This window comes from Wolbachia sp. wLmal, assembly GCF_049435495.1.
Taxonomy (GTDB): domain Bacteria; phylum Pseudomonadota; class Alphaproteobacteria; order Rickettsiales; family Anaplasmataceae; genus Wolbachia; species Wolbachia pipientis.
Genome location: NZ_CP185405.1, coordinates 548,331 through 568,279, shown reverse-complemented (window position 1 = coordinate 568,279; position 19,949 = coordinate 548,331). Strand labels below are relative to the sequence as shown.

At 34.2% G+C, this 19,949-nt stretch carries 20 protein-coding genes; 12 read left to right on the top strand and 8 right to left on the bottom strand.

Annotated features, from left to right (window positions below; genetic code table 11):
- Nucleotides 1-218 precede the first annotated feature (218 nt).
- From ACEL90_RS02905 to ACEL90_RS02895, 3 genes are read left to right on the top strand one after another with little or no spacing between them, the layout of a single operon-like run.
- A complete protein-coding gene (locus ACEL90_RS02905) occupies nt 219-1,328 on the top strand; it encodes a PQQ-binding-like beta-propeller repeat protein (protein ID WP_423349251.1) in 1,110 nt (369 codons plus the stop codon).
- Nucleotides 1,321-2,700 (top strand): dihydrolipoyl dehydrogenase, encoded by a 1,380-nt coding sequence (lpdA, locus tag ACEL90_RS02900; RefSeq protein ID WP_423349250.1) that lies wholly within the window; start codon nt 1,321-1,323, stop codon nt 2,698-2,700. The genes ACEL90_RS02905 and lpdA overlap by 8 nt, the downstream gene beginning before the upstream one ends.
- A gap of 2 nt (nt 2,701-2,702) precedes the next feature.
- Nucleotides 2,703-3,632, top strand: coding sequence for a tyrosine recombinase XerC (locus ACEL90_RS02895; protein WP_341811283.1), 930 nt, complete (start codon nt 2,703-2,705; stop codon nt 3,630-3,632).
- A gap of 66 nt (nt 3,633-3,698) precedes the next feature.
- Here ACEL90_RS02895 and ACEL90_RS02890 read toward each other — a convergent pair whose 3' ends face one another.
- The 6 genes from ACEL90_RS02890 to grxC all read right to left on the bottom strand — a co-directional run bounded on the left by ACEL90_RS02890 (nt 3,699) and on the right by grxC (nt 8,902).
- Complete coding sequence (locus ACEL90_RS02890) at nt 3,699-4,712, bottom strand: hypothetical protein (protein WP_423349249.1); 1,014 nt, start codon at nt 4,710-4,712, stop codon at nt 3,699-3,701.
- 108 nt (nt 4,713-4,820) lie between these two features.
- Complete coding sequence (locus tag ACEL90_RS02885; protein WP_423349248.1) at nt 4,821-5,153, bottom strand: ankyrin repeat domain-containing protein; 333 nt, start codon at nt 5,151-5,153, stop codon at nt 4,821-4,823.
- Nucleotides 5,154-5,369: 216 nt separating this feature from the next.
- Nucleotides 5,370-6,308: a thioredoxin-disulfide reductase gene (gene trxB, locus ACEL90_RS02880; RefSeq protein WP_423349247.1), complete on the bottom strand. Its 939-nt coding sequence runs from the start codon at nt 6,306-6,308 to the stop codon at nt 5,370-5,372.
- Nucleotides 6,295-6,894, bottom strand: a complete 600-nt coding sequence (locus ACEL90_RS02875) for a peroxiredoxin (protein WP_012673206.1) — start codon at nt 6,892-6,894, stop codon at nt 6,295-6,297. Before ACEL90_RS02875 ends, trxB begins: the two co-directional genes overlap by 14 nt.
- A 682-nt stretch (nt 6,895-7,576) precedes the next feature.
- Nucleotides 7,577-8,449, bottom strand: coding sequence for a hypothetical protein (locus ACEL90_RS02870; protein ID WP_423349246.1), 873 nt, complete (start codon nt 8,447-8,449; stop codon nt 7,577-7,579).
- Between the two features lie 114 nt (nt 8,450-8,563).
- Complete coding sequence (grxC, locus tag ACEL90_RS02865) at nt 8,564-8,902, bottom strand: glutaredoxin 3 (protein ID WP_213863023.1); 339 nt, start codon at nt 8,900-8,902, stop codon at nt 8,564-8,566.
- Between the two features lie 68 nt (nt 8,903-8,970).
- Between grxC and ribF the strand changes: the two genes are divergently transcribed.
- Genes ribF through ACEL90_RS02845 form a run of 4 tightly spaced genes read left to right on the top strand, consistent with a single transcriptional unit; the run spans nt 8,971 to nt 13,052 of the window.
- The gene (gene ribF / locus ACEL90_RS02860; protein ID WP_423349245.1) at nt 8,971-9,903 is read left to right on the top strand and encodes a riboflavin biosynthesis protein RibF; all 933 of its coding nucleotides are present in this window, start codon (nt 8,971-8,973) and stop codon (nt 9,901-9,903) included.
- Nucleotides 9,900-10,376, top strand: coding sequence for a signal peptidase II (gene lspA, locus ACEL90_RS02855; RefSeq protein ID WP_006279329.1), 477 nt, complete (start codon nt 9,900-9,902; stop codon nt 10,374-10,376). The genes ribF and lspA overlap by 4 nt, the downstream gene beginning before the upstream one ends.
- A gap of 29 nt (nt 10,377-10,405) precedes the next feature.
- Entirely contained in the window at nt 10,406-11,746 is a 1,341-nt protein-coding gene (locus ACEL90_RS02850; protein WP_423349244.1) for a M16 family metallopeptidase, read from the top strand.
- A complete protein-coding gene (locus ACEL90_RS02845; protein ID WP_423349243.1) occupies nt 11,733-13,052 on the top strand; it encodes a M16 family metallopeptidase in 1,320 nt (439 codons plus the stop codon). The genes ACEL90_RS02850 and ACEL90_RS02845 overlap by 14 nt, the downstream gene beginning before the upstream one ends.
- 9 nt (nt 13,053-13,061) lie before the next feature.
- Here ACEL90_RS02845 and purN read toward each other — a convergent pair whose 3' ends face one another.
- A complete protein-coding gene (purN, locus tag ACEL90_RS02840) occupies nt 13,062-13,622 on the bottom strand; it encodes a phosphoribosylglycinamide formyltransferase (protein ID WP_423349242.1) in 561 nt (186 codons plus the stop codon).
- A gap of 273 nt (nt 13,623-13,895) precedes the next feature.
- Between purN and ACEL90_RS02835 the strand changes: the two genes are divergently transcribed.
- Complete coding sequence (locus ACEL90_RS02835; protein WP_423349241.1) at nt 13,896-14,312, top strand: hypothetical protein; 417 nt, start codon at nt 13,896-13,898, stop codon at nt 14,310-14,312.
- Here ACEL90_RS02835 and ACEL90_RS02830 read toward each other — a convergent pair.
- Nucleotides 14,305-14,835, bottom strand: coding sequence for a Na+/H+ antiporter subunit E (locus ACEL90_RS02830; protein WP_423349240.1), 531 nt, complete (start codon nt 14,833-14,835; stop codon nt 14,305-14,307). The genes ACEL90_RS02835 and ACEL90_RS02830 overlap by 8 nt on opposite strands.
- 169 nt (nt 14,836-15,004) lie before the next feature.
- Between ACEL90_RS02830 and ACEL90_RS02825 the strand changes: the two genes are divergently transcribed.
- The 4 genes from ACEL90_RS02825 to ACEL90_RS02810 all read left to right on the top strand — a co-directional run bounded on the left by ACEL90_RS02825 (nt 15,005) and on the right by ACEL90_RS02810 (nt 19,688).
- On the top strand, nt 15,005-15,883 hold the full coding sequence (locus ACEL90_RS02825; protein ID WP_423349239.1) for an ankyrin repeat domain-containing protein: 879 nt from the start codon (nt 15,005-15,007) through the stop codon (nt 15,881-15,883).
- A 120-nt stretch (nt 15,884-16,003) separates the two neighbouring features.
- The gene (smpB, locus tag ACEL90_RS02820; protein ID WP_007548863.1) at nt 16,004-16,453 is read left to right on the top strand and encodes an SsrA-binding protein SmpB; all 450 of its coding nucleotides are present in this window, start codon (nt 16,004-16,006) and stop codon (nt 16,451-16,453) included.
- Nucleotides 16,454-16,459: 6 nt separating this feature from the next.
- A complete protein-coding gene (gene lgt, locus ACEL90_RS02815; protein WP_423349238.1) occupies nt 16,460-17,251 on the top strand; it encodes a prolipoprotein diacylglyceryl transferase in 792 nt (263 codons plus the stop codon).
- 691 nt (nt 17,252-17,942) lie between these two features.
- A complete protein-coding gene (locus ACEL90_RS02810; RefSeq protein WP_423349237.1) occupies nt 17,943-19,688 on the top strand; it encodes a type I secretion system permease/ATPase in 1,746 nt (581 codons plus the stop codon).
- Nucleotides 19,689-19,949: the final 261 nt, after the last annotated feature.

Sequence of the window (19,949 nt, the reverse complement as noted above, 5' to 3'; positions counted from 1 at the left end):
TCTTCTTGGTATAAATTACTTTTATATCTCAATGTTCGTACAGCTATGCACGTTGCCGCATAGTGGATGAGGTGTACTACCTCTGAGAGTATACATTATCTCACATAATAATATAATACTTCGTTCATAAATCAACGTTTTTAACATGCAGCAAGAACATTTCCGTTGTAATTAAGGTTCTTAAGATGTATATTAATGAATCTTGTTTTCAATAAATAATGAAAGTAATAATTGTCATGATAATGTTATTGTGTAGCAGTTACACAATGGCAAGCGAGAGAATAAGTCTAGTGGATAAAAAACTATCTCAAGGATATGTAGCTCCAGTGCTTACAGAAAATAGCGTTATTTTATCAGACAAGCACGGCGCTTTATATTCCTTTGATATTGATAACTCAAAGGCTATGAATTGGAAATTACACCTCTCACACAGAAAAAAAATTAGTAACATGAGCCTATTGCGTCACAGAGGAAACGTTTTCTTTATAGTGGATAACGTTCTACACACAATAGATGCAAAAACCGGCGAGATTCAGTGGGAAAAAGAATTGAGAGCTCCAGTAAGAGGGAAAGCAGCAGTAATAAACAATAAATTGGTAGTATTGACTATTGATAATTATCTGTACGTGTTTGACATAAAAGATGGCAGCTTCGTTTGGACTTATCAAAACGGCATCAATGAGGTTCGAGGTTTGTATTCCATATCGCCAGCAATTTCTAATGATAAAATAATAGCACCATTTTCAAATGGTGAGTTAATAGCTTTTAATGAAGACGGTAAAAAATTGTGGAGCCAAAAATTGGCTACAAACCTTTTGGATACACAGCTCACAGATGTAACTACTACACCGAGAGTGCTTGGCGATACTTTAATAGCTACAAATAATTCTTATATTTATGGTATTGACGTAAAATCAGGAAATATTTTATGGTCAAAGTCACTGCAAGTAAAAAGTGTATCAGACATTGAATCATATTACAGTCCTCTTATTCCTGCAGAGAAACAAAAAGAAGGCGGAAGAATTTTTATAGTTACTAAAGATGATAAAATAATTGGCCTGGATATAAAAAATGGAGAAATAGTCTGGGCATCTGATTTAATAGAAAATACGCAACTATTTGCTCCAATTATGCATGCCCATACACTGTGGGTGACAAGCAATAAAAGTTCAATGTTTGCTTTTCCGGGATCTGAAAGTGCAGGAAAGGTAGTAAAAGTACCTGGTAATGTGTTTCACACTCCAGTGTTTACTCGCAATAAGATATATGTAACAACTGAGGAAAAAGGTGTTTATTCTTTAGAAAATAGGTTTGTTTTTTATGACTGATTATGATTTAATTGTTATAGGTGGTGGCCCAGGAGGCTATAAGTGCGCTATCGCTGCTGCAAAGCTTGGATTAAAAGTTGCCTGTATAGATAAAAATAGCATTTTTGGTGGTACGTGCCTGCGGGTTGGGTGCATACCCTCCAAAGCATTGCTTCATTCTTCCTATCAGTATGCTCACACGAAAAATGATCTGTCGAAGCTTGGCATAAAAATTAAGGATGCAAGTTTCGATTTAAAAGAAATGCTAGGTTATAAGGACGCCAGAGTTCAGGAACTTGGAAAAGGTATAGAATATCTGTTTAACCTTCACAAAATCACTAAAATCAATGGGCTTGCTTCTTTTGATCAAGGCAATCTTGAAGTTTCAGTTGAAGGCAAGGCACTGAAAACAAAAAATATAGTAATTGCAACCGGTTCTGACGTTATTTCTCTGCCAGGAATTAATATCGATGAGAAAGACATTATTTCTTCCACCGGTGCACTATCTTTAACTGAAGTACCAAAAAAACTTGTCGTAATCGGAGCCGGGGCAATAGGGCTTGAAATGTCTTCTGTATGGAGGAGGCTAGGGTCTGAAGTCACTGTAGTAGAATTTTTTGACAGAATCGCTGCAGCAATGGATGGAGAATTAAGTAAGTCTCTACTTTCTAGTCTACAAAAACAAGGAATAAAATTTTTACTTAGCACTAAAGTTGAGGAGATAAAACAAAGTAGTAATTCTTTGAGTGTGAAAGTTTGCTCTGTAAAAGATAATCAAACAAACACTATAGAGGTGGATAAGGTGCTGGTTGCAGTAGGACGCAAACCATGCACTGAGAATCTCGGTATTGATGAAAAAATAGAAAAAGATAATCGCGGTTTCGTTCAAGTTAACAACAGATATGAAACTAATGTGAAAGGAATATTTGCTATTGGTGATGTGATCGGTGGAGCAATGCTTGCTCATAAAGCAGAGGAAGAAGGAGTGGCAGTTGCAGAGATAATAGCAGGACAGTCACCTCACGTTGATTATGGAATCATACCATCTGTCATTTACACTCACCCTGCGGTTTCTTCGATTGGTAAAACCGAAGAGGAACTCAAAAATGCTGGCCGTAAGTACAAAGTTGGTAAATGTCAATTTGCTGCAAACGGCAGAGCAAAAATCACTGATGATGCTGAAGGATTCGTGAAAGTGCTGACTTGTAGCAGAGCAGATACAATACTAGGTGTGCATATCATAGGAGCATACGCTGATACGCTGATCAACGAAGCAGCGGTTGCAATGGCATATGGTGCAGCAGCAGAGGATATATACAGAATTTGTCACTCTCATCCTGATATAAATGAAGCCTTTCGAGATGCGTGCATCGATGCTTTCTTTAAAAAATAATTGTGGACCTCGGTTCAATCATTGAAAAATGGTATGAGTGGCTGAGGTGTAACAGATCTTATTCACCAAACACTTTAGAGTCATACATGAGGGACTTGAAGGATCTTATAAGTTTCCTAAATACTCACATTGGTGGAGAAGTAAATGTTGGTACTCTGAAAAATTTAAGCATACCTGAGTTAAGAAGTTGGCTTACCTCTCGTTACGCAAGAGGTGTGAATGCAAGATCTAACACTCGAGCACTCTCAGTAATCAGAAATTTCTTCAAGTACATAAAAAATAACCACAATATAGACAATGAAGCTGTATTTTCCTTATCAAGGCCAATTCAGAGAAGAACTCTGCCCAAAGCATTATCAATACCTAATATAAAAACTTTATTGAAAGAAATGAAACTATCCGACCTGGGCGAACCTTGGGTGATAAAAAGAGAAATTGCAATTATCGTCCTGCTATATGGTACAGGCTTAAGAATCAGTGAAGCGTTGAACCTTAGGGTTAGTGATATTAACAATGAAAGTTTAATAGTAACAGGTAAGGGAGATAAACAAAGGCAGGTATTCATTCTTCCGGTAGTAAAAAAATGTATACAGGAATATGTAAAGGCCTGTCCTTATCTTGGCATTAATGATGAAGCACAATATCTTTTTTTGGGAGTAAGAGGAAAAAAATTGGGAAGAACTTATGTGGCCAATCGTTTGCAAAAAATAAGGAGAATGTTAAATTTACCAGAAATTTTATCTCCACATGCATTTCGCCATAGTTTTGCTACTCATTTGCTTCAGGAAGATATTGACATAAGATCAATACAACAACTGCTTGGTCACTCAAGCCTGGAAACTACTCAAATTTACACTCACCTCAATTATCAAGATGTTTTTAACATGTACAAAAATTTTCAGCAGGGCCTGGAGAAGAAATCAAAACTTTAACTTCGTTCTAAACCACCAAGCTGAGTGCTTTCAACATCACTAAGTATTGTGTTTGCTTTATATAAATTACAACATCCTAATAAATAAAAAAGCCAGTGCAACTGCTGTAAAGAAAGCACTTATTATCCCTGGATAATCTTCTATTACTAAACATGCAACAACAGTATATACTCCAAGCAATATAAAACATGCAGAAGCGTAGTTGCTTAGTTTTCTACCAGAAGAAATTGCTTGCGAGGATTTTTCGTTTTTATTACTACGGAGCAGTCTATTTTCTGATAAAAGCCTATCTCTTTCTTCCCTTACTTGTTTCAAATCTCTTTTTAATCGTGAAATTTCGACAGTGTCGCTTGCTCTTCCACACACAATTCTATTAAGTCGAGTTACTTCACTATTTAGATCATTGATTTTTGTTTTTTGAGCCGATTTTTCCTGCCTTAAATCTTCTTTTAACTGTGAAATTTTGTCAATGCCTCTCGTTCTTTCGCGTACGACCCTATCCAGCTCTCGTTCTTTTTCTATGAGTTGAGCTTTCGTTCTTTCAAGTTCACCTTTAAGTTCTTGTATAACTTGCTCAGAACCTACCGGTATATCATTCGTACTTGCCAAAGGTTGTAATGTATTTGCAGGAAATTTTTCATTTAGATAATTTACAATAGACTCGATTGGATTATTAACATTTCTCCACGCAGCAATAATAATTGCATAATTCATGAAGTCATTATCTTCTACTAATTTTTTTACATCATCTAAATCTTTTTTATTAATAGTACCGGTTAATCGCTCTGTAATAGCTTGTTCAATTGTTTGCTTTAATTGTGCATACTGCTCGTAACTAAAATCTAGGTCTTTATGTTTTAAAAGTTTTGTCAATACTTCTTTTTCATCTTCTGTTATCGTTCGTAAACATAATCGAATAATTAAGCTAAGTGGTGTTTTTATTCTTCCATCTTGGGTTCTTCTCCAGCAATTAGGATGAAGCTCTTGATTCAATAGTGTTTTCGCTTGGCAAATATTTCCGCTAGAAAGAGCAGCTAATAATTCTTTTCCTTTCTGTGCTTTTTGTATTTCTATTATCAAATGCCCAGTACGATTTTGTCTAGCACATTCCTCAGGATTTTGATGGTTTTTATTGGTTAGATAAGTGTTTATGTTTGGATGACTTAGTAAGAGTTGTAAAGTTTTCTTTTATTGAAAGCACATTGCTAGATGCAAAACTGTATTGTTATTATTTTGTTCAGAAATATTAACATCTATGCTCCGGTGCAGTAGGAGCAACCTAATCATATTCTGATATTCTTTTTCTGTTTCAGAGCCTGCAGACAAATTAATAACTATGGACATCAAAGGTGTCATGCCTTCTTTATCAAACGCATTAACATCCGCACCTTCTGCTATAGCTTGTTTAAAAGCTTCTAGATTTTCATCATCAATAGCTTTAAATAACTTTTGTGTCGGTGCATCTAGAGTTCTCTGATATCTGTAACCATTAGTATTTGTCCTATTCTCTCCATAAAGCATATTAAACCTACCTAATAATTTACTAATATAATTATGTAAAAGAAAAGGAAAATTGCAAGCGATTTATCTATAGCTAACCCAAGAAAGGTGTCATACCGCCGCGGTACCTCAGCATAGATTCCGCTAACAAGTAGCGGAATGACGAATTTTTGTTTTTAAAATTATCGGTAAACTTAAGTCACCTTAGCTATAAAATCCTAATTCTGAGTTAATTAATTACGACTCTAAAAACTTCTCTGCATCAAGTGCAGCCATGCACCCTGTTCCTGCTGCAACTACCGCCTGACGATATATCTTATCTTGAACATCACCTGCAGCAAACACTCCTGCCCTACTAGTTAAAGCTGTTTCAGGTTTTGTAATTATATAACCCTGCTGATCCATTTCAACAAAGCCTTTAAAAATACCCGTATTTGGTGCATGCCCGATTGCAATGAACACTCCATCCACTTTTAATTCTTGGGTTTCTGCTGATTTAATCGCAATACCAGCAACCCTTTTTGGATTTTCTTCTCCAAGAATCTGCTCTACGGTATGGTTCCACATTACTTTTATTTTATCATTTTTAAAGAGCCTATCTTGCATTACTTTTTCCGCTCTTAATTTATCACGCCTGTGTATTAATATCACTTCTTTGGCAAATCGAGTTAAAAATATTGCTTCTTCAACAGCAGTGTTTCCACCACCAATCACAGCTACAACTTTATTCCTAAAAAATGCACCATCACAAGTTGCACAAGCTGAAACTCCGTAACCTTGAAATTCCTTTTCACTCTTGAGACCAAGCCACTTCGCTTGCGCACCAGATGCAATTATAATTGCATCTGAGTAGTAGTCATTAGTATTACCAGAAGATCTAAACCTATACTCATTAGAATCCTCAAGTTGTTCAACGCTTTTTATCTCATCATCTATTATTTTTGCTCCAACCTTTTCTGCATGCAACCTCATTTGCTCCATTAGTTCTGGACCCTGTATTGAAACAAAACCAGGATAGTTTTCAACATCTGTAGTAATTGTAAGCTGACCACCAGGCTGCATTCCTGTTACTACAATTGGCTCTAAGTTTGCACGTGCTGCGTATATAGCGGCAGCATAACCCGCTGCCCCAGATCCAATAATAAGAACTTTTGTACTAAATTTATAATTCTTCACTGTATGAGTTTAGATAATCAGCTACTCCTTCATCGCTTGCCTGCATTGCTGGCTTACCTTTTTTCCACCCTGCTGGACACACCTCACCATGCTCTTCATTATGTTTAATTGCATCAACGATTCTAACGAATTCATCGATATTACGCCCTAAAGGCAAATCATTTATCGATTGATGACGTACAATAAATTTATCATCAATAACGAAAGTTGCTCTCAGCGCAATTGAGTCATCATATAAGACCCCATAGTCTCTTGATATAGACTTTTTGATATCAGACACTAAAGTGTAGCTAATCTCTCCAATACCACCATCATTAACTGGAGTGTTTCGCCATTTATAATGTGAAAATTTTGAATCTACACTTATTCCTATCACTTCAACACCACGCTTTGCAAACTCATTTATTCTATTATTGAGCGATATCAATTCAGTTGGGCAAACAAAAGTAAAATCAAGTGGATAGAAAAAAAGGACAGCATACTTATTTTTTATGCGCTTACTCAGACAGAAATCATCAACAATTTCTCCGTCAGAGAGAACAGATGAAGCAGTAAAATCGATAGCAGATTTTGTTACAAGATTCATAATTAACCTATTCTTTTAAAATAACTTCAATTCTACATCTTGATAAACTTATATGCAAGTTTTCTTTGGTTTTAGTCCTATAAAAACTTCCTAAAATAGCTCTTCTTTTTTACCGATAAGATACAATCCAGGTTGGAATACTGAGTTGGTGAGTATAAAATTCTACGTCATGCCACCGCGAACCGTCATACCGCCACGGTATCTCAGCCGCTCACAAGTAACGGGATGACGGTTGTCGTTTAGCTATAAATGTTAAAAATTTGCCAAACGAAAAAAAAGGCAAAAGAAACCCTAGGGTAGCTAGTTATTCACTATCCATTTTTTAAGTTGGCGTTTTTTATGTTTTAAATAGCGCATTTTAGCTTATATTAGGTAAAAACCTAGAAGTTTTATAAAGACATAAGGTGCACATAGTGCAAAAAATTAAACACGAGACGCCAGATACGTGGGTTTTTTTGTCATTTAACCTGTACAGAGAAGATAAATAAATAGCTTCAGTTTCATGATAAGGGAGTTGGCGGAGTTTGTCAAGGAAGTTTTTCGTTTCTATAGCTACTTGAATAACGGCTACAATGTTTGTACAGCTATGTACATAGTGCTGGAACCAAAAAAAAGAACCAAGTAGCCTTGGCTACTTGGATGACAAAAGGTAATACAAGAAATCTATTGGCTCTCGTATATCTTAGTGAAACTTAACAAGTTTATCTATAGTTTTAGTGATGATTCTTGGAGTATCCGGAGAAACTGCTGAGCTCAGCCTATTTAACCGCTCTATAGCGAACTCGCTATTCTCATTTGCTATGAAATCACATAAAATATTTTCTATATCCTTAGTAACACTTTCATGCTTTCTCAGAGGATGATTATGTGGATACCTACTGATGGTTTTGATACTGGAATACTCAACAAAAGCTTGATCCTTAAAAGCAAGTTGTCTCAATTTCTCTTTGAATTTTCCTTCTTCCTCTTTTGCTAAAAGGCGAGACTTTATCAGTGATTTTATAATCAAATTTATAGCTTGACGTATTTCAGAATGCACTATAACTTTAATGGTATTTTCTTCTACTATACAATCATAAATATTTTTTTCGCTCTGTAACGACTCTATTAATTTCTTGCTACTTTGTGAATTCAATTCCAAATTCTCCTCACTCATAGGAGTTATTATGAAGGTGTTCTTACTCACTCTGATGTTAAATTGTGGAGAGCCTTCAGAAAAGGAAAATGCTACATCCTTAAATTCAAGTGCATGATTGTATGCAGCGAAAAGGGTGTGTGCTATAACACTGCTGGGCACCTTCATTCCATGTTTACTCAGGTGGTTCAATACATTTTTAACCTCATGATATGTAAAGTCTGTATCTTTTAGCAATTCAACAACTTCTATGCCGTTGTGTTGTTTATACTCCATTCTCACTTCTTCTGTAAAAAGTGTTTTAGCTGCTATATGTTTATCAAGCACTGTGAAAATCTTGATGAAATTCTCTAAATCTTGTTTGTTAACTAATTCGATACTAATTAAGTTTCTGCTAATAATTGAAATATTTTTTGTCATTTTTCCCACTAAAAAAACTCACTGAATGCATTATATTTTTAATTCATTAAGAATTGTCTAAAGTGAGCATACTAGTTTTCATTTACGTATTACACGACAAAACAAGATAAAAAGTTACATAAAATCATCATGTGGTATAACACACTCTCCACATTCATCATTGCTGTTTGTGTAGGTTGTGACATCAGTATGATTGTCATTATTATTTAGCATATCATCCAACTTTCCTTCTTTTTCAAGATCCATCAATTTGTCACACCCCCCAATGTGCTTATCGTTGATAAAAATCTGTGGAACTGTTCTAACGTTATACTTTGATTTTATGTCGTTAAATAGATCTGAGTTTTTGAGCACATCAATTTCTTCATACTTCACACCTTTTTTATCTAGTAAATCCTTTACCCTTATGCAGTATGGACAGCCCTTCTTTACATATATCACAACATTTTTCACAATTTATCTCCGTAGCTTACTAAAATATAGTTATTATATATAAGAAACATGTAAAAACATCAAATTGTATGAAAATTATTTATAATTGTGAGCAAGGAATAGAAAATAATATAGCACTAACCTTCGGAAATTTCGATGGCATTCATTTAGGACACGAGTTTGCAATTTCTACTCTAAAGAAGGTAGCACAAGAAAGAGGATTACCCTCTGCAGTTTTAACTTTTGAGCCTCACCCATCAACTGTTTTATTTGGTAGAAACAATTTTAGGTTAATAGACCAAGAACAAAAAAAGGAACTAATCAGCAGCTATGGTATAGATTACTTATATATTATTAATTTTAATAGAGGTTTTTCTGAGGTTAGCTGCGATGACTTTATCAGTGAGATTTTAATAGATAAATATGGCGCTAAACACATAATTGTCGGAGAAAATTGCACTTTTGGTCATAAACGATTGGGTAATATATTAACTCTAGAGAAATATTCTGAAATATATGGATACTCTTTGACTAAATTAGAGCCATTAACAATTGATGGCAAAATTTGCTCTTCTTCTTCAATAAGGAAGTATGTACAAAGGGGCGAAATAGAAATTGCTAATAAATTGCTCGGCAGGCCTTATCAAGTTTCTGGTGTTGTGACAAAAGGTGCATGTAGAGGTAGAGAAATAGGATTTCCAACCATAAATATTCCTATAGAAGATTGCATGATAAAACCTAAGTTTGGCACATATTACGCTAGAGTGACTTTTCCTGATAGTAATCCAAATTGGTTATATGGAGTAGTCAATATTGGTATGAGACCTACTTTTAAGGATCTGAAAAAGCCTATAATAGAAATGCACATATTCGATTTTGATGAAGACGTATACAGTCATAAAGTCAATATACAACTTTTAAAATTCATAAGGTCAGAAAAAAAATTCCATAGTATTGAGGAGTTAACAGAACAGATAAATTATGATATACTTAAAGTTTATAGGTTAAAGGCAAATTTATGAAAAAGTTATGCTTAGTTGTTATATTAATTATAGTATTGATTGACCAAACGAGCAAATTGTACATAAACTCATTGATTGATGAAGGAGAATCAATTGAGATCGCTAGTTTTATAAAACTAGTTGAAGTTTGGAATTCAGGTATTAGTTTTGGAATGTGTAGCGCTTTACCACATGGCGGTTTCTTTTTTTCAGCATTTTCAATACTAATAATTGGTATACTTGCATATTTGATATACAAGTCTGACGATCAGTCAACTTACCTTGGTTTTTCTCTGATGATTGGTGGAGCAATCGGAAACGTAGTTGATAGGATCTATTGGGGAGCTGTATATGATTTCATATATTTTCATATTGATGATTGGTATTGGCCAGCCTTTAATTTAGCAGATTTATCTATAGTTTGTGGAATGTTTACATTGTTATATAAGTGGTATATATACGATATGCTTATTTCTAAACAAAATGAGGAATAAAATAATTGTTTTTATATTAAGTCGAAATAATGCTTCATAAGTTTTTTAGTTTTCTTATACTACCTGTACTTTTTTTTACTTACCCAATTTCTTCGAATGCTTTAAACATAGAGCACAACATAAAATATACTAAACTCAGTAACGGACTAGATGTTTATGTTGTTTCTAATCATCGGATTCCAGCCGTTTTACATGCAGTAATATACAAAGTTGGGGGAATGGATGATCCAATCGGCAAAGCAGGATTGGCTCACTACTTTGAACATTTAATGTTTGAAACTACAGGGAAGTTCACAGATATAGAAGCCACTATGAGTAGCATTGGGGCTCAATTTAACGCATTTACCACTAAAGAATATACCTGTTATTATGAGTTGGTCCCCAAAAAAGATTTACCACTGGCAATGGAAGTTGAAGCAGATAGAATGGGCAGCTTTAATGTTACTCAAGACAAAATAGATAGAGAAAAAAACATCGTATTAGAAGAAAGAAAGATGAGATTTGATAACCAACCTCATAACTTGTTATGGGAAGAAATGGATAGTGCATTTTACCGTACTGGCTATGGTAGGTCTGTTATCGGCTGGGAGAGCGATATCAAAACTTACAATTTGGATGACATAACGAGGTTTCATGATAACTATTATCACTCCGGCAATGCAATATTACTGATTGTGGGTGATGTGGAACTTGATGAAGTAGTGAAATTAGCAGAAGAAAAATATGGCGAAATTAAAGCTAAGCCTGTAATGAGACATTACCCAAATCAGGATCCAGTGCATAATGCAGGTCTATCGGTGACCTTAGAGAGCACTGAAGTAAAAGAATCAGTTTTATATTTTCGTTATCGTGTTCCCTTATTTGATCACATAAATGAAGCCTCTGCTGCTCATTTAGCGGTTGACATTTTAGGTGGCGGCAAATCCAGCAAACTGTATAAAGATTTGGTTTTAGATAAAGATGTGGCAGTATCAGTGTTTGCTTATTATAATAGCCTAGCTTTTAGTGATGGCTACATTGATATTATGATAATTCCAAAAAGTGGCGCTAATTTAGATATTGTTGAAAGAGAGTTAGATAATGCTATTAATGGCTTCGTATCTAAAGGGGTGACGAGCGAGGAATTACAAAGCTCAAAATATAGGTATAAGGCAGCACAGTTTGATAATCTATCTGACTTAACTCATATAGCGATGTTCTATGTGCCACACCTTGCACTTGGTATTCCACTTGATGAAATAGATATTTCATATAGCAAGATTAATGATGTCAATCTAGAGGATGTAAATAATAAAATCCGTGCTATTTTTTCTGCTAATAAGTTAATTGGTCGTTTATTACCAAAAGGAGATAATAATGAGAATAAGTAAAATTATATTTCTATTTTTTTTCTGTCTAGGCTTTAATTTACAAGCAAGTGGTAACCTAAATATAGAGGAGGTCACTACCCGTAAAGGATTTAAGTTTTTATTTGTAGAAAATCATGATTTGCCAAAAGTTTCACTAAATATATCGTTCAAGGATGCAGGTTATGTGTATGAGAATAAGGAAAAACAGGGGCTTGCTTGGTTTACTTCTCTTGTAATCCAAGAAGGGGCAGGAAAAAATGATGCCAAAGATTTTGCGAAAAAGCTTGAAGATAAAGGGATTAGTTTAAATTTTATTGCTGATTTAGAAGCATTTAGGGTTTCATTAAATACTTTGTCTGACAATCTAGAGGAAGCAATTTCATTACTGAGCGATACTATAATGCATCCTAAAGTTGACCCTGAAGGGTTGAATAGAGTTTTCGAGAAAGCCAAAGTTGATTTTAATAATCTTGAAAAAAATCCTTATTTTGTTGCTGGAAAAGAATTAGATACGTTATTGTTTAAAAAACATCCTTACTCAAAAAGTGTGTACGGTACTCTTGATACTATAATGAGCATTGCTAGAGACGATGTTTTAACATACATAAAGCGTAATTTTGCTAAAGATAACATAGTTATCAGTGTTGCTGGTTGTACAAAAAAAGAAGAAATTATTACGCTATTAGATAAATATTTATCTAAATTGCCGTCAAAAAGATCAAAAGTTAGAAAAATACCTGTAAAAAATAATTTTGGTTCTGCAGAAAGTAAGAATATTTTTATGGATATACCACAGAGTGTGATACTTTTTGCTCAAAAAGGTATAGCTTATGAAGATCCTAATTATTATAACGCTGGTGTCTTAATTGATGCACTTGGTGGCATGAGGCTGAATTCAATATTAATGACAGAACTGAGGCAAAACTTGGGTATTACTTATGGTGTTTATGCAAGTATTATTTCCAATAAACATGGAAATATTATATCTGGATTTATAAGTACTGATAGTTCTACTGCTGGCAAAGCTATATCAGCAGTAAAAGATACATTTAGCAGAATAAAAAAGCAAGGAATTGACGAACAATTGTTCAAGGATGCAAAAATTGGCTTGGTAAATAATCTTGTCCTTTTCCTGTCCAATAACACAAATACAGCAACGCTGCTAGATAATATGCAGATAAATGATCGTGATGTTAACCGTATAAATAATTATGCGAATATCATTAATGATGTTAAATTAGAGGAAGTAAACGAACTGGCAAGTTCTTTACTGGAACCTGAAAATTTATTTTTTGTTGAAGTTGGAAAAAACGCTCAAGGTCAATAATTATTACAGTCATATATCTTCTGCTATTGACCTTACTGCTTCTACATAACACTTATGCTCCTCAGCTAGAATGCGTTCTGAGAGGCTTTGAATATCATCAGCTGGTAACACTGGTACAACAACTTGAGCAATTATGGCTCCGGCATCGACTTCAGGAGTGACATAATGTACAGTACAACCTGTAATTTTTACACCTGCTTTTAGAGCTTGCTCTTGAGCGTTTAGGCATTTAAAAGACGGAAGTAAAGAGGGATGAATATTTATCACCTTGTTATGCCATTTACTCAGAAAATCAGCTTTGAGAATTCTCATAAACCCTGCAAGGCAAATTAAATCAACCTTATGTTGAACAAGTATTTCGTGAATTTTACCAGCATCAAGCGGTTTATCTTTAACAATAAACGCTGAGATTCCTGCTTGCTCTGCTATTTTCAGACCAGCAGCTTCGCTATTATTTGTGATAACACATGCAACTTCTGCGGAAAAATTCTGATCTTGACATGCTTCTATTAAGGCCTGCATATTCGACCCCCTACCTGAAATTAGTATTCCGAGTTTTATCTTTTTCATTATAGCACAGTTAGTTTAGAATTTAGTTAATACTAACAAAACAGCTCAAAAAGAAAACTTATTTTATAGCAAAGAAGGCAGACTAAACTCTTTATATAAGTGGACCTCTAATTTTGGACCTCACTGGACAACACAAAATAACGAATAGCCCCATGTACCCAGCTAAAACTAGCTTTAATGCTTAGATATTGTGCTATTTTTGTAATCGCGTTATTATTTATTTAACAAAGTATTAGTATAATTTATTACACTGGATTAAATGGAGAAAGTTCAATGAGTAAATTACCGAACAATGCAAAAATAGGTAAATCTCAGGTTACTCAGTGGGAGGTAATAAAAAATTGTGAATATGCTGATAATTGCTTGTCAAAAATAGTAACTTTGTACGTTATTAGAATAACTCAGCTATCAGATTTTTATACGAGTGACGAATCTGAAATTAACACTGTTTTAGCAAGAATAAGCGTGACAAGTGAAAATGTATTTTTAAACAAGGCTACTACTATTGAAGTTATGGAAGGTATTTTTCCGTATAAATTCAACAGCAAGAAGAGAAATAACGTATTAAGGTTAGAAGATTTGTATAATTATTTATGTTCTATTGTTAACAATAGCCTTCCAAAAGAAATGCTTGAAAGTCTTGTAAGGGAATATAAGGATGCTGTTAACTTATTTAAAGCAATTACTTAACTGAACGTAGTATTTTTAAGATTTTATTTTCTATTTCAGAAATGCCGCTTTCAAGATCTTCATCTATCAAATACATGGTAGAGAAATATGTTTTCTGCTTACTTTCAACATTGATAGTTAAAGTTCCGGGAGTGATTGTGACTGAATTGGCAAATAACGCAATGCTTTCGTCATTATGCCCTTTGCATTTTCTTAGGATAATAATCGGTTCAAGCTTAGATTTGAGTTGTAGCACCTTTTTTGTTACATAAACACTTGATAAAATGATTTGGTACATTAACCATGGTATATAACTTACTAACTTATAAAACGACAGTCTACTCGTACTATTTAAAATCTGGCTAAGAGCTCTTTCAGCGTTTATCAACCTTCTAAAGATAAACGATGTGAATATACAGGAAAACACTCCACAAAAAATAAAAAACGGCTCAAAATAACCAGACAATACAGTCCATAGAACAAATAAAATTATAAATGACAGAGAAAAAAACTTGATTTCCTTCCTAAAGTTGAGGTTTTTCATAGTCTGTAATATAACTAAAATGACTCTTTAAGGAAAGATAATAACGAATATTTAGGTTCTTGACTTCTATGTTAAAAGATATAACAACTAAGTTATGTATTTTAAGTGAGAAAGTTATGGAATATGATAAATTTATGGAAATATTAAAAAAATAAATGACCTTTCAGATTTGAGCAAGGACAATATAGTTGAAAAAATAAAAGCTAAGTTACAAGAAGAAGATCCAGATTTATGTCAAGAGTGGAAAAAGAGTAAACCTGACAATGATAGTGGATCTGGCATAAATTACATATTTACTATATCTCGTGGTCAAAATTCTAAGGAAGTCAAATTGTTACATCTTGCTTCTTATTGGAACTGTGCAAATGTAGCAAAAGCTCTGATTGAAAACGGAGCAGATATTAATGCAGAACATGATAATAAAATTACTCCTTTACATATTGCTGCTCACTATGGCCACGAAGATGTAGTAACCATTCTAACTGGAAAAGTAGCAATTGTTGATGCAAAAAATGGTGATAGACGTACTCCTTTACATCTTGCTGCTGAAAATGGCAAAATAAAAGTGGTGGAAGTTCTGCTACACACTGAAGCAGACCCTTCATTAAAAGATGTTGATGGAAAAACGCCAAGAGACCTTACTAAATATCAAGGTATAATTCAGCTTTTAGAGGAAGCGGAAAAAAAGCAAACGTTAAAAAATGAGAATAAAAAAACGCCAAAGGATCTTACTGAAAATAAAGATGTAATGCAGCTTCCAGAGAAAAAGGAAGAAAAACAAATTGGAAAAAATGCAATTGTGAAAGAAAAAGAACAATCTGCAAAAAATGCAATTGTAAAAGGTGTTATTGTGTGTTTTGTAACTGCAGTGATAGTTGGTGTTGCACTTGCATTTGCTACTGCCCTATCTGTACCAGCAATAATTGGACTAGCTGCAGGATCTGCGCTCATAGTTGGTGCTGGTCAATATATAATGTCAAAGCCTAAAACTGAAATGAAAGAAGTAAAGGAACTTGTGCCTAGAGAGACAGAAAAAGCACTTACTTGATTTTTGTTATCCTGTTGCTATCAGACTAGCCTGGCACCTTATATTTATTGGGATAACTGTTTTATTATGAATTAAGTCAAAAACTCTGTAATATATTGAAGCTTAAAGATATCTTTAGATATGGAAGTTATTGCAGAAAATAGGAAAGCAAGGTTTGAATATTTCATCTTAGAAGAATTTGAAGCGGGTATGGTCTTATTAAGCAGTGAAGTTAAATCGCTAAGAGAAAGAAAAGTAAATATTTCCGACGCCTACGTTGTTGAAAAGAATAGCGAAGTATGGCTGCACAATATGCATATTGCAGAATATAAAGCTGCGAACCGAAAAAATCATAAACCAAAAAGGGAACGTAAATTACTCTTGCATAAAAAGGAGATAAATAAACTAATTGGTCAAATCAAGACTGCTGGGATAACTGTTGTGCCGCTTTCGGTCTATTTTAACGATAAAGGATTTGCAAAAACTAAAATTGCCATTGTAAAAGGAAAAAAACTCTACGATAAGAGAGCAACCATAAAACAGAGAGAGTGGGATCGTGAAAAAAGTAGATTGTCTAAAAATAATTTATAGCAAAATATGTCTTTAAATCCAGTAATTTTCAGCATCGGTCCTGTTTCTATATATTGGTATTCCTTAGCCTACGTTTTGGGTATAGTGTTTGCATATTGGTATTTACATAGGCTAGATGACCAAAAAATATTTACTAAGAATTTTTACGATTCGTTATTAACAGCCACTATTGTAGGTATTATCCTTGGAGGTAGACTTGGCTACGTATTGATATATGATCCAGTTCTTTATATAAGCAACCCTATCGAGATATTGAAGACCTGGGAAGGAGGGATGTCATTTCATGGCGGTGCTATAGGAGTTTTGCTTGCAGTAATAATCTCCTGCAGAAGACATAACATTCCTATATTTTATGCACTGGACCTAGTTTCTTGCGGAGTTCCCATAGGTTTATTTTTAGGTCGCATAGGCAATTTTATAAACGGAGAGTTATTTGGCAGAGTTACAACTATGCCATGGGGTATGGTATTTTCAGAGAGTGGTGATAATTTGCTGCATCATCCAAGCCAGCTTTATGAGGCACTTTTTGAAGGACTGCTACTTTTTGCAGTTGCAAATTCACTGTTTTTCTTAACTAGAATAAGACTGTATCACGGTGCGTTAACTGGTATTGCAGTTATGTGGTATGGAATAGCACGTTTTTTCGTTGAGTTTTTTCGCGAACCAGACTATCAAATTGGCTATTTGTGGCTTGATTTAACTATGGGGCAGTTGCTTTCTATACCTATGGTTTTGCTAGGAATGCTTGTATATCTAGGCGCATTAAATTTAAAATTTAATACGAAATCTGTCACATAGAGAAAAGGTGAGTTCAATAGAAAAATGTAGCCAGAAGCCCCACATTATGCACAATTGTACGAATTTTCTGCGTTGCAGTAGAATGAATCGGTGGGCTTTATTGCATCGCTAGCTATGATGGATAAAGATAAAAAAGGTAGAGAATATCAGTAGCTTATTATTCTGGTATTTATAACAAGAACGGTCAGTGAATACCTAAATTTGAGTAAAAGAAATTTCACTACCACTCACTAATCCGGCTAAAATTCAAGAATTTCAATGCTTTAGCTATTTTCAATAGAATTAAATTTATTAATGTAAATAATAAATTACTATTCTTAAATTTGATCAGATTGATTGCAAAAAAAAACAAAATTTTCAATAGGTTACTTATAATCCTAACTATAGTTAGCCTTTCATAAGTAGCGATGCAACAAAGCCATTCCAGTGTCAGCTACTTTCATGACACCATTTGCTGTGCAGTTTACCTTCAAAAATGAATGTTCGTACAGCTATGGAATGAATCGCGGTATGACGTAGCTTCGCTATAGGCAATGAAGGAAATATTAACTATACTTCTTTTTACCATTGTTTATATTTCCTATTCACATATATTAATATTTTACTCACTTAAAGTAAGCTAACTACCGTTATTAATATTTTTGTAATAAAAATTGTATATGGTGCATGTAATCAAATTAAGAGGAAGATTGTGGAAATTACGCCATCAATAAAAAAAGAATTGAAGCAAAGTACTCTATATATTTGCCTAGAAAAATGCAAAAGTGCATTTTGGTTTATCTTTTGGTTTAGTGCGGGAATCAATTTATTAATGTTATTCCTACCACTTTATACCTCTCAAGTGCTTGATCGGGTGATATCGAGCGAAAGTATATCAACACTAACTATGCTGACAATTATCACTTTATCTGCATTTGCATGTTCTGCAATGCTTGAAACTTGTCGATATTTAGCCATGGCAAAAATAGGTGATTGGATCGATAAAACTGCAACACCAGATCTGATAGTAAGGTCAATCAGGCTAACGTCAGTGCAGAGCTCAACTTCAAGTGGTGAAGCAATACGAGATCTCGGAGTGATAAAAAATTTCATTACAGGAAATAGTATATTCTCACTGTTTGATACTCCATGGTCGTTAATTTACCTTGTTGTGATTTTCATGATACATACCTCCACGGGGTTTATAGCTATTACTGGAATTATTATATTAGTCTCTATGGCAATATGGAATGAACTTGCCACTAAACGAATATTACAAGAAACCAACGAAGAAACTATACGGAATATCAATGCTATAGATGTTGCAACAAGAAATGCAGAAGTGGTTGAAGCTATGGGCATGTCAGAATTCATAGTCTCTGATTGGTGTAAACAAAATGATCAGAACCGAGCAATGCAAATTAAAGCACAAAATCGCTCTAATGTAATTACTGGAATCACTAAATTTTTGCGCTCAACTCTGCAAATATCAGTGATTGGAACAGGTGCATTACTTGCAATCACAGCTCATAAGACTGCCGGTAGCATCATCGCTGCTTCAATTTTAATGGGTAGAGTATTAGCACCATTTGATGCTGCGGTTCATACTTGGAAGTTTTTAAATCAGGCTAGAATGTCATATGGAAGGCTACAAAGACTTATATTAACATCGCCAAAAAGAGAGCAAACGATGGCCCTACCAGAACCTGAAGGAAAATTGGAATTTGATAGAGTATTTTTTACTCCTTATGGAAGCAATAAGCCGACAGTAAAAGGAATATCATTCATTATAGATCCTGGAGATGTAGTTGGTGTTATTGGTGCAAGTGCTTCTGGTAAATCCACTATCGCAAAATTAACTGTTGGTGTATGGAAGCCAATATCTGGTATAGTCAGACTAGATGGCGCTGATGTATATACTTGGAATCGAGAAAATTTTGGTAATTATGTTGGCTACTTACCTCAGGATATTGAGTTATTTAACACTAGTGTCAAAGCTAATATTGCTCGCATGAGGCCAGATCCAAATCCTGAAGAAATAATCAAAGCAGCAAAAATTGCAGGAATACATGAACTAATACTAAGCTTACCAAATGGATATGATACAACAATAGGAGGTCCTGGAGGAGTAACGCTCTCTGGCGGCCAAAAACAGCTTCTTGGACTTGCCAGAGCTTTTTATGGTCACACAAAACTTTTAGTACTTGATGAACCAAACGCTAACTTAGATAGCAATGGAGAGGCATGCTTAATTAATGCAATTGGCATTGCAAGAAAACAAAATACTACTACTGTTATCATCACTCACAAGCTACCGTTATTGTCCGTAGTTGATAAGGTGATCCTCATGTCAGATGGTGTCATTTACGCTATGGGACCAAAAGATGAGATTTTGAGCAAATTAGTTGCTCCATCATCAAGTACCACAGAAGATGAGCGCTCTTCAGCAAATGGTTAGTTTACTTACAATAAATTCTGTATCTGAAATAACAACTGTTCCAGAAAAATATATATTTCTTTACCATTAGAAATAATATTACAAGAATAGTAAATAGATTAATAACTCTTATTAATTAAAGTCAATCGGCAGATATAGCTAAAGTGGCTTAGGTTTACCTACAATTTGAAAAACAACAAATTCGTCTTAATGAACTTTCTTAATTTGTTATCTAAATAACTTAATATTAGTAGTAATTTTATAAAAAAATTATAATATAAA

What these genes read in the sequence shown, in the direction of transcription:
- ACEL90_RS02830 (WP_423349240.1), bottom strand. Translation starts at nt 14,835, where the DNA reads ATGAAAAACCTCAACTTTAGGAAGGAAATCAAGTTTTTTTCTCTGTCA.
- lgt (WP_423349238.1), top strand. Translation starts at nt 16,460, where the DNA reads ATGTCTTTAAATCCAGTAATTTTCAGCATCGGTCCTGTTTCTATATAT.
- lspA (WP_006279329.1), top strand. Translation starts at nt 9,900, where the DNA reads ATGAAAAAGTTATGCTTAGTTGTTATATTAATTATAGTATTGATTGAC.
- ACEL90_RS02875 (WP_012673206.1), bottom strand. Translation starts at nt 6,894, where the DNA reads ATGAATCTTGTAACAAAATCTGCTATCGATTTTACTGCTTCATCTGTT.
- smpB (WP_007548863.1), top strand. Translation starts at nt 16,004, where the DNA reads ATGGAAGTTATTGCAGAAAATAGGAAAGCAAGGTTTGAATATTTCATC.
- lpdA (WP_423349250.1), top strand. Translation starts at nt 1,321, where the DNA reads ATGACTGATTATGATTTAATTGTTATAGGTGGTGGCCCAGGAGGCTAT.
- ACEL90_RS02850 (WP_423349244.1), top strand. Translation starts at nt 10,406, where the DNA reads ATGCTTCATAAGTTTTTTAGTTTTCTTATACTACCTGTACTTTTTTTT.
- ACEL90_RS02905 (WP_423349251.1), top strand. Translation starts at nt 219, where the DNA reads ATGAAAGTAATAATTGTCATGATAATGTTATTGTGTAGCAGTTACACA.
- ACEL90_RS02845 (WP_423349243.1), top strand. Translation starts at nt 11,733, where the DNA reads ATGAGAATAAGTAAAATTATATTTCTATTTTTTTTCTGTCTAGGCTTT.
- ACEL90_RS02885 (WP_423349248.1), bottom strand. Translation starts at nt 5,153, where the DNA reads ATGCTTTATGGAGAGAATAGGACAAATACTAATGGTTACAGATATCAG.
- ACEL90_RS02870 (WP_423349246.1), bottom strand. Translation starts at nt 8,449, where the DNA reads ATGACAAAAAATATTTCAATTATTAGCAGAAACTTAATTAGTATCGAA.
- ACEL90_RS02835 (WP_423349241.1), top strand. Translation starts at nt 13,896, where the DNA reads ATGAGTAAATTACCGAACAATGCAAAAATAGGTAAATCTCAGGTTACT.
- ribF (WP_423349245.1), top strand. Translation starts at nt 8,971, where the DNA reads ATGAAAATTATTTATAATTGTGAGCAAGGAATAGAAAATAATATAGCA.
- purN (WP_423349242.1), bottom strand. Translation starts at nt 13,622, where the DNA reads ATGAAAAAGATAAAACTCGGAATACTAATTTCAGGTAGGGGGTCGAAT.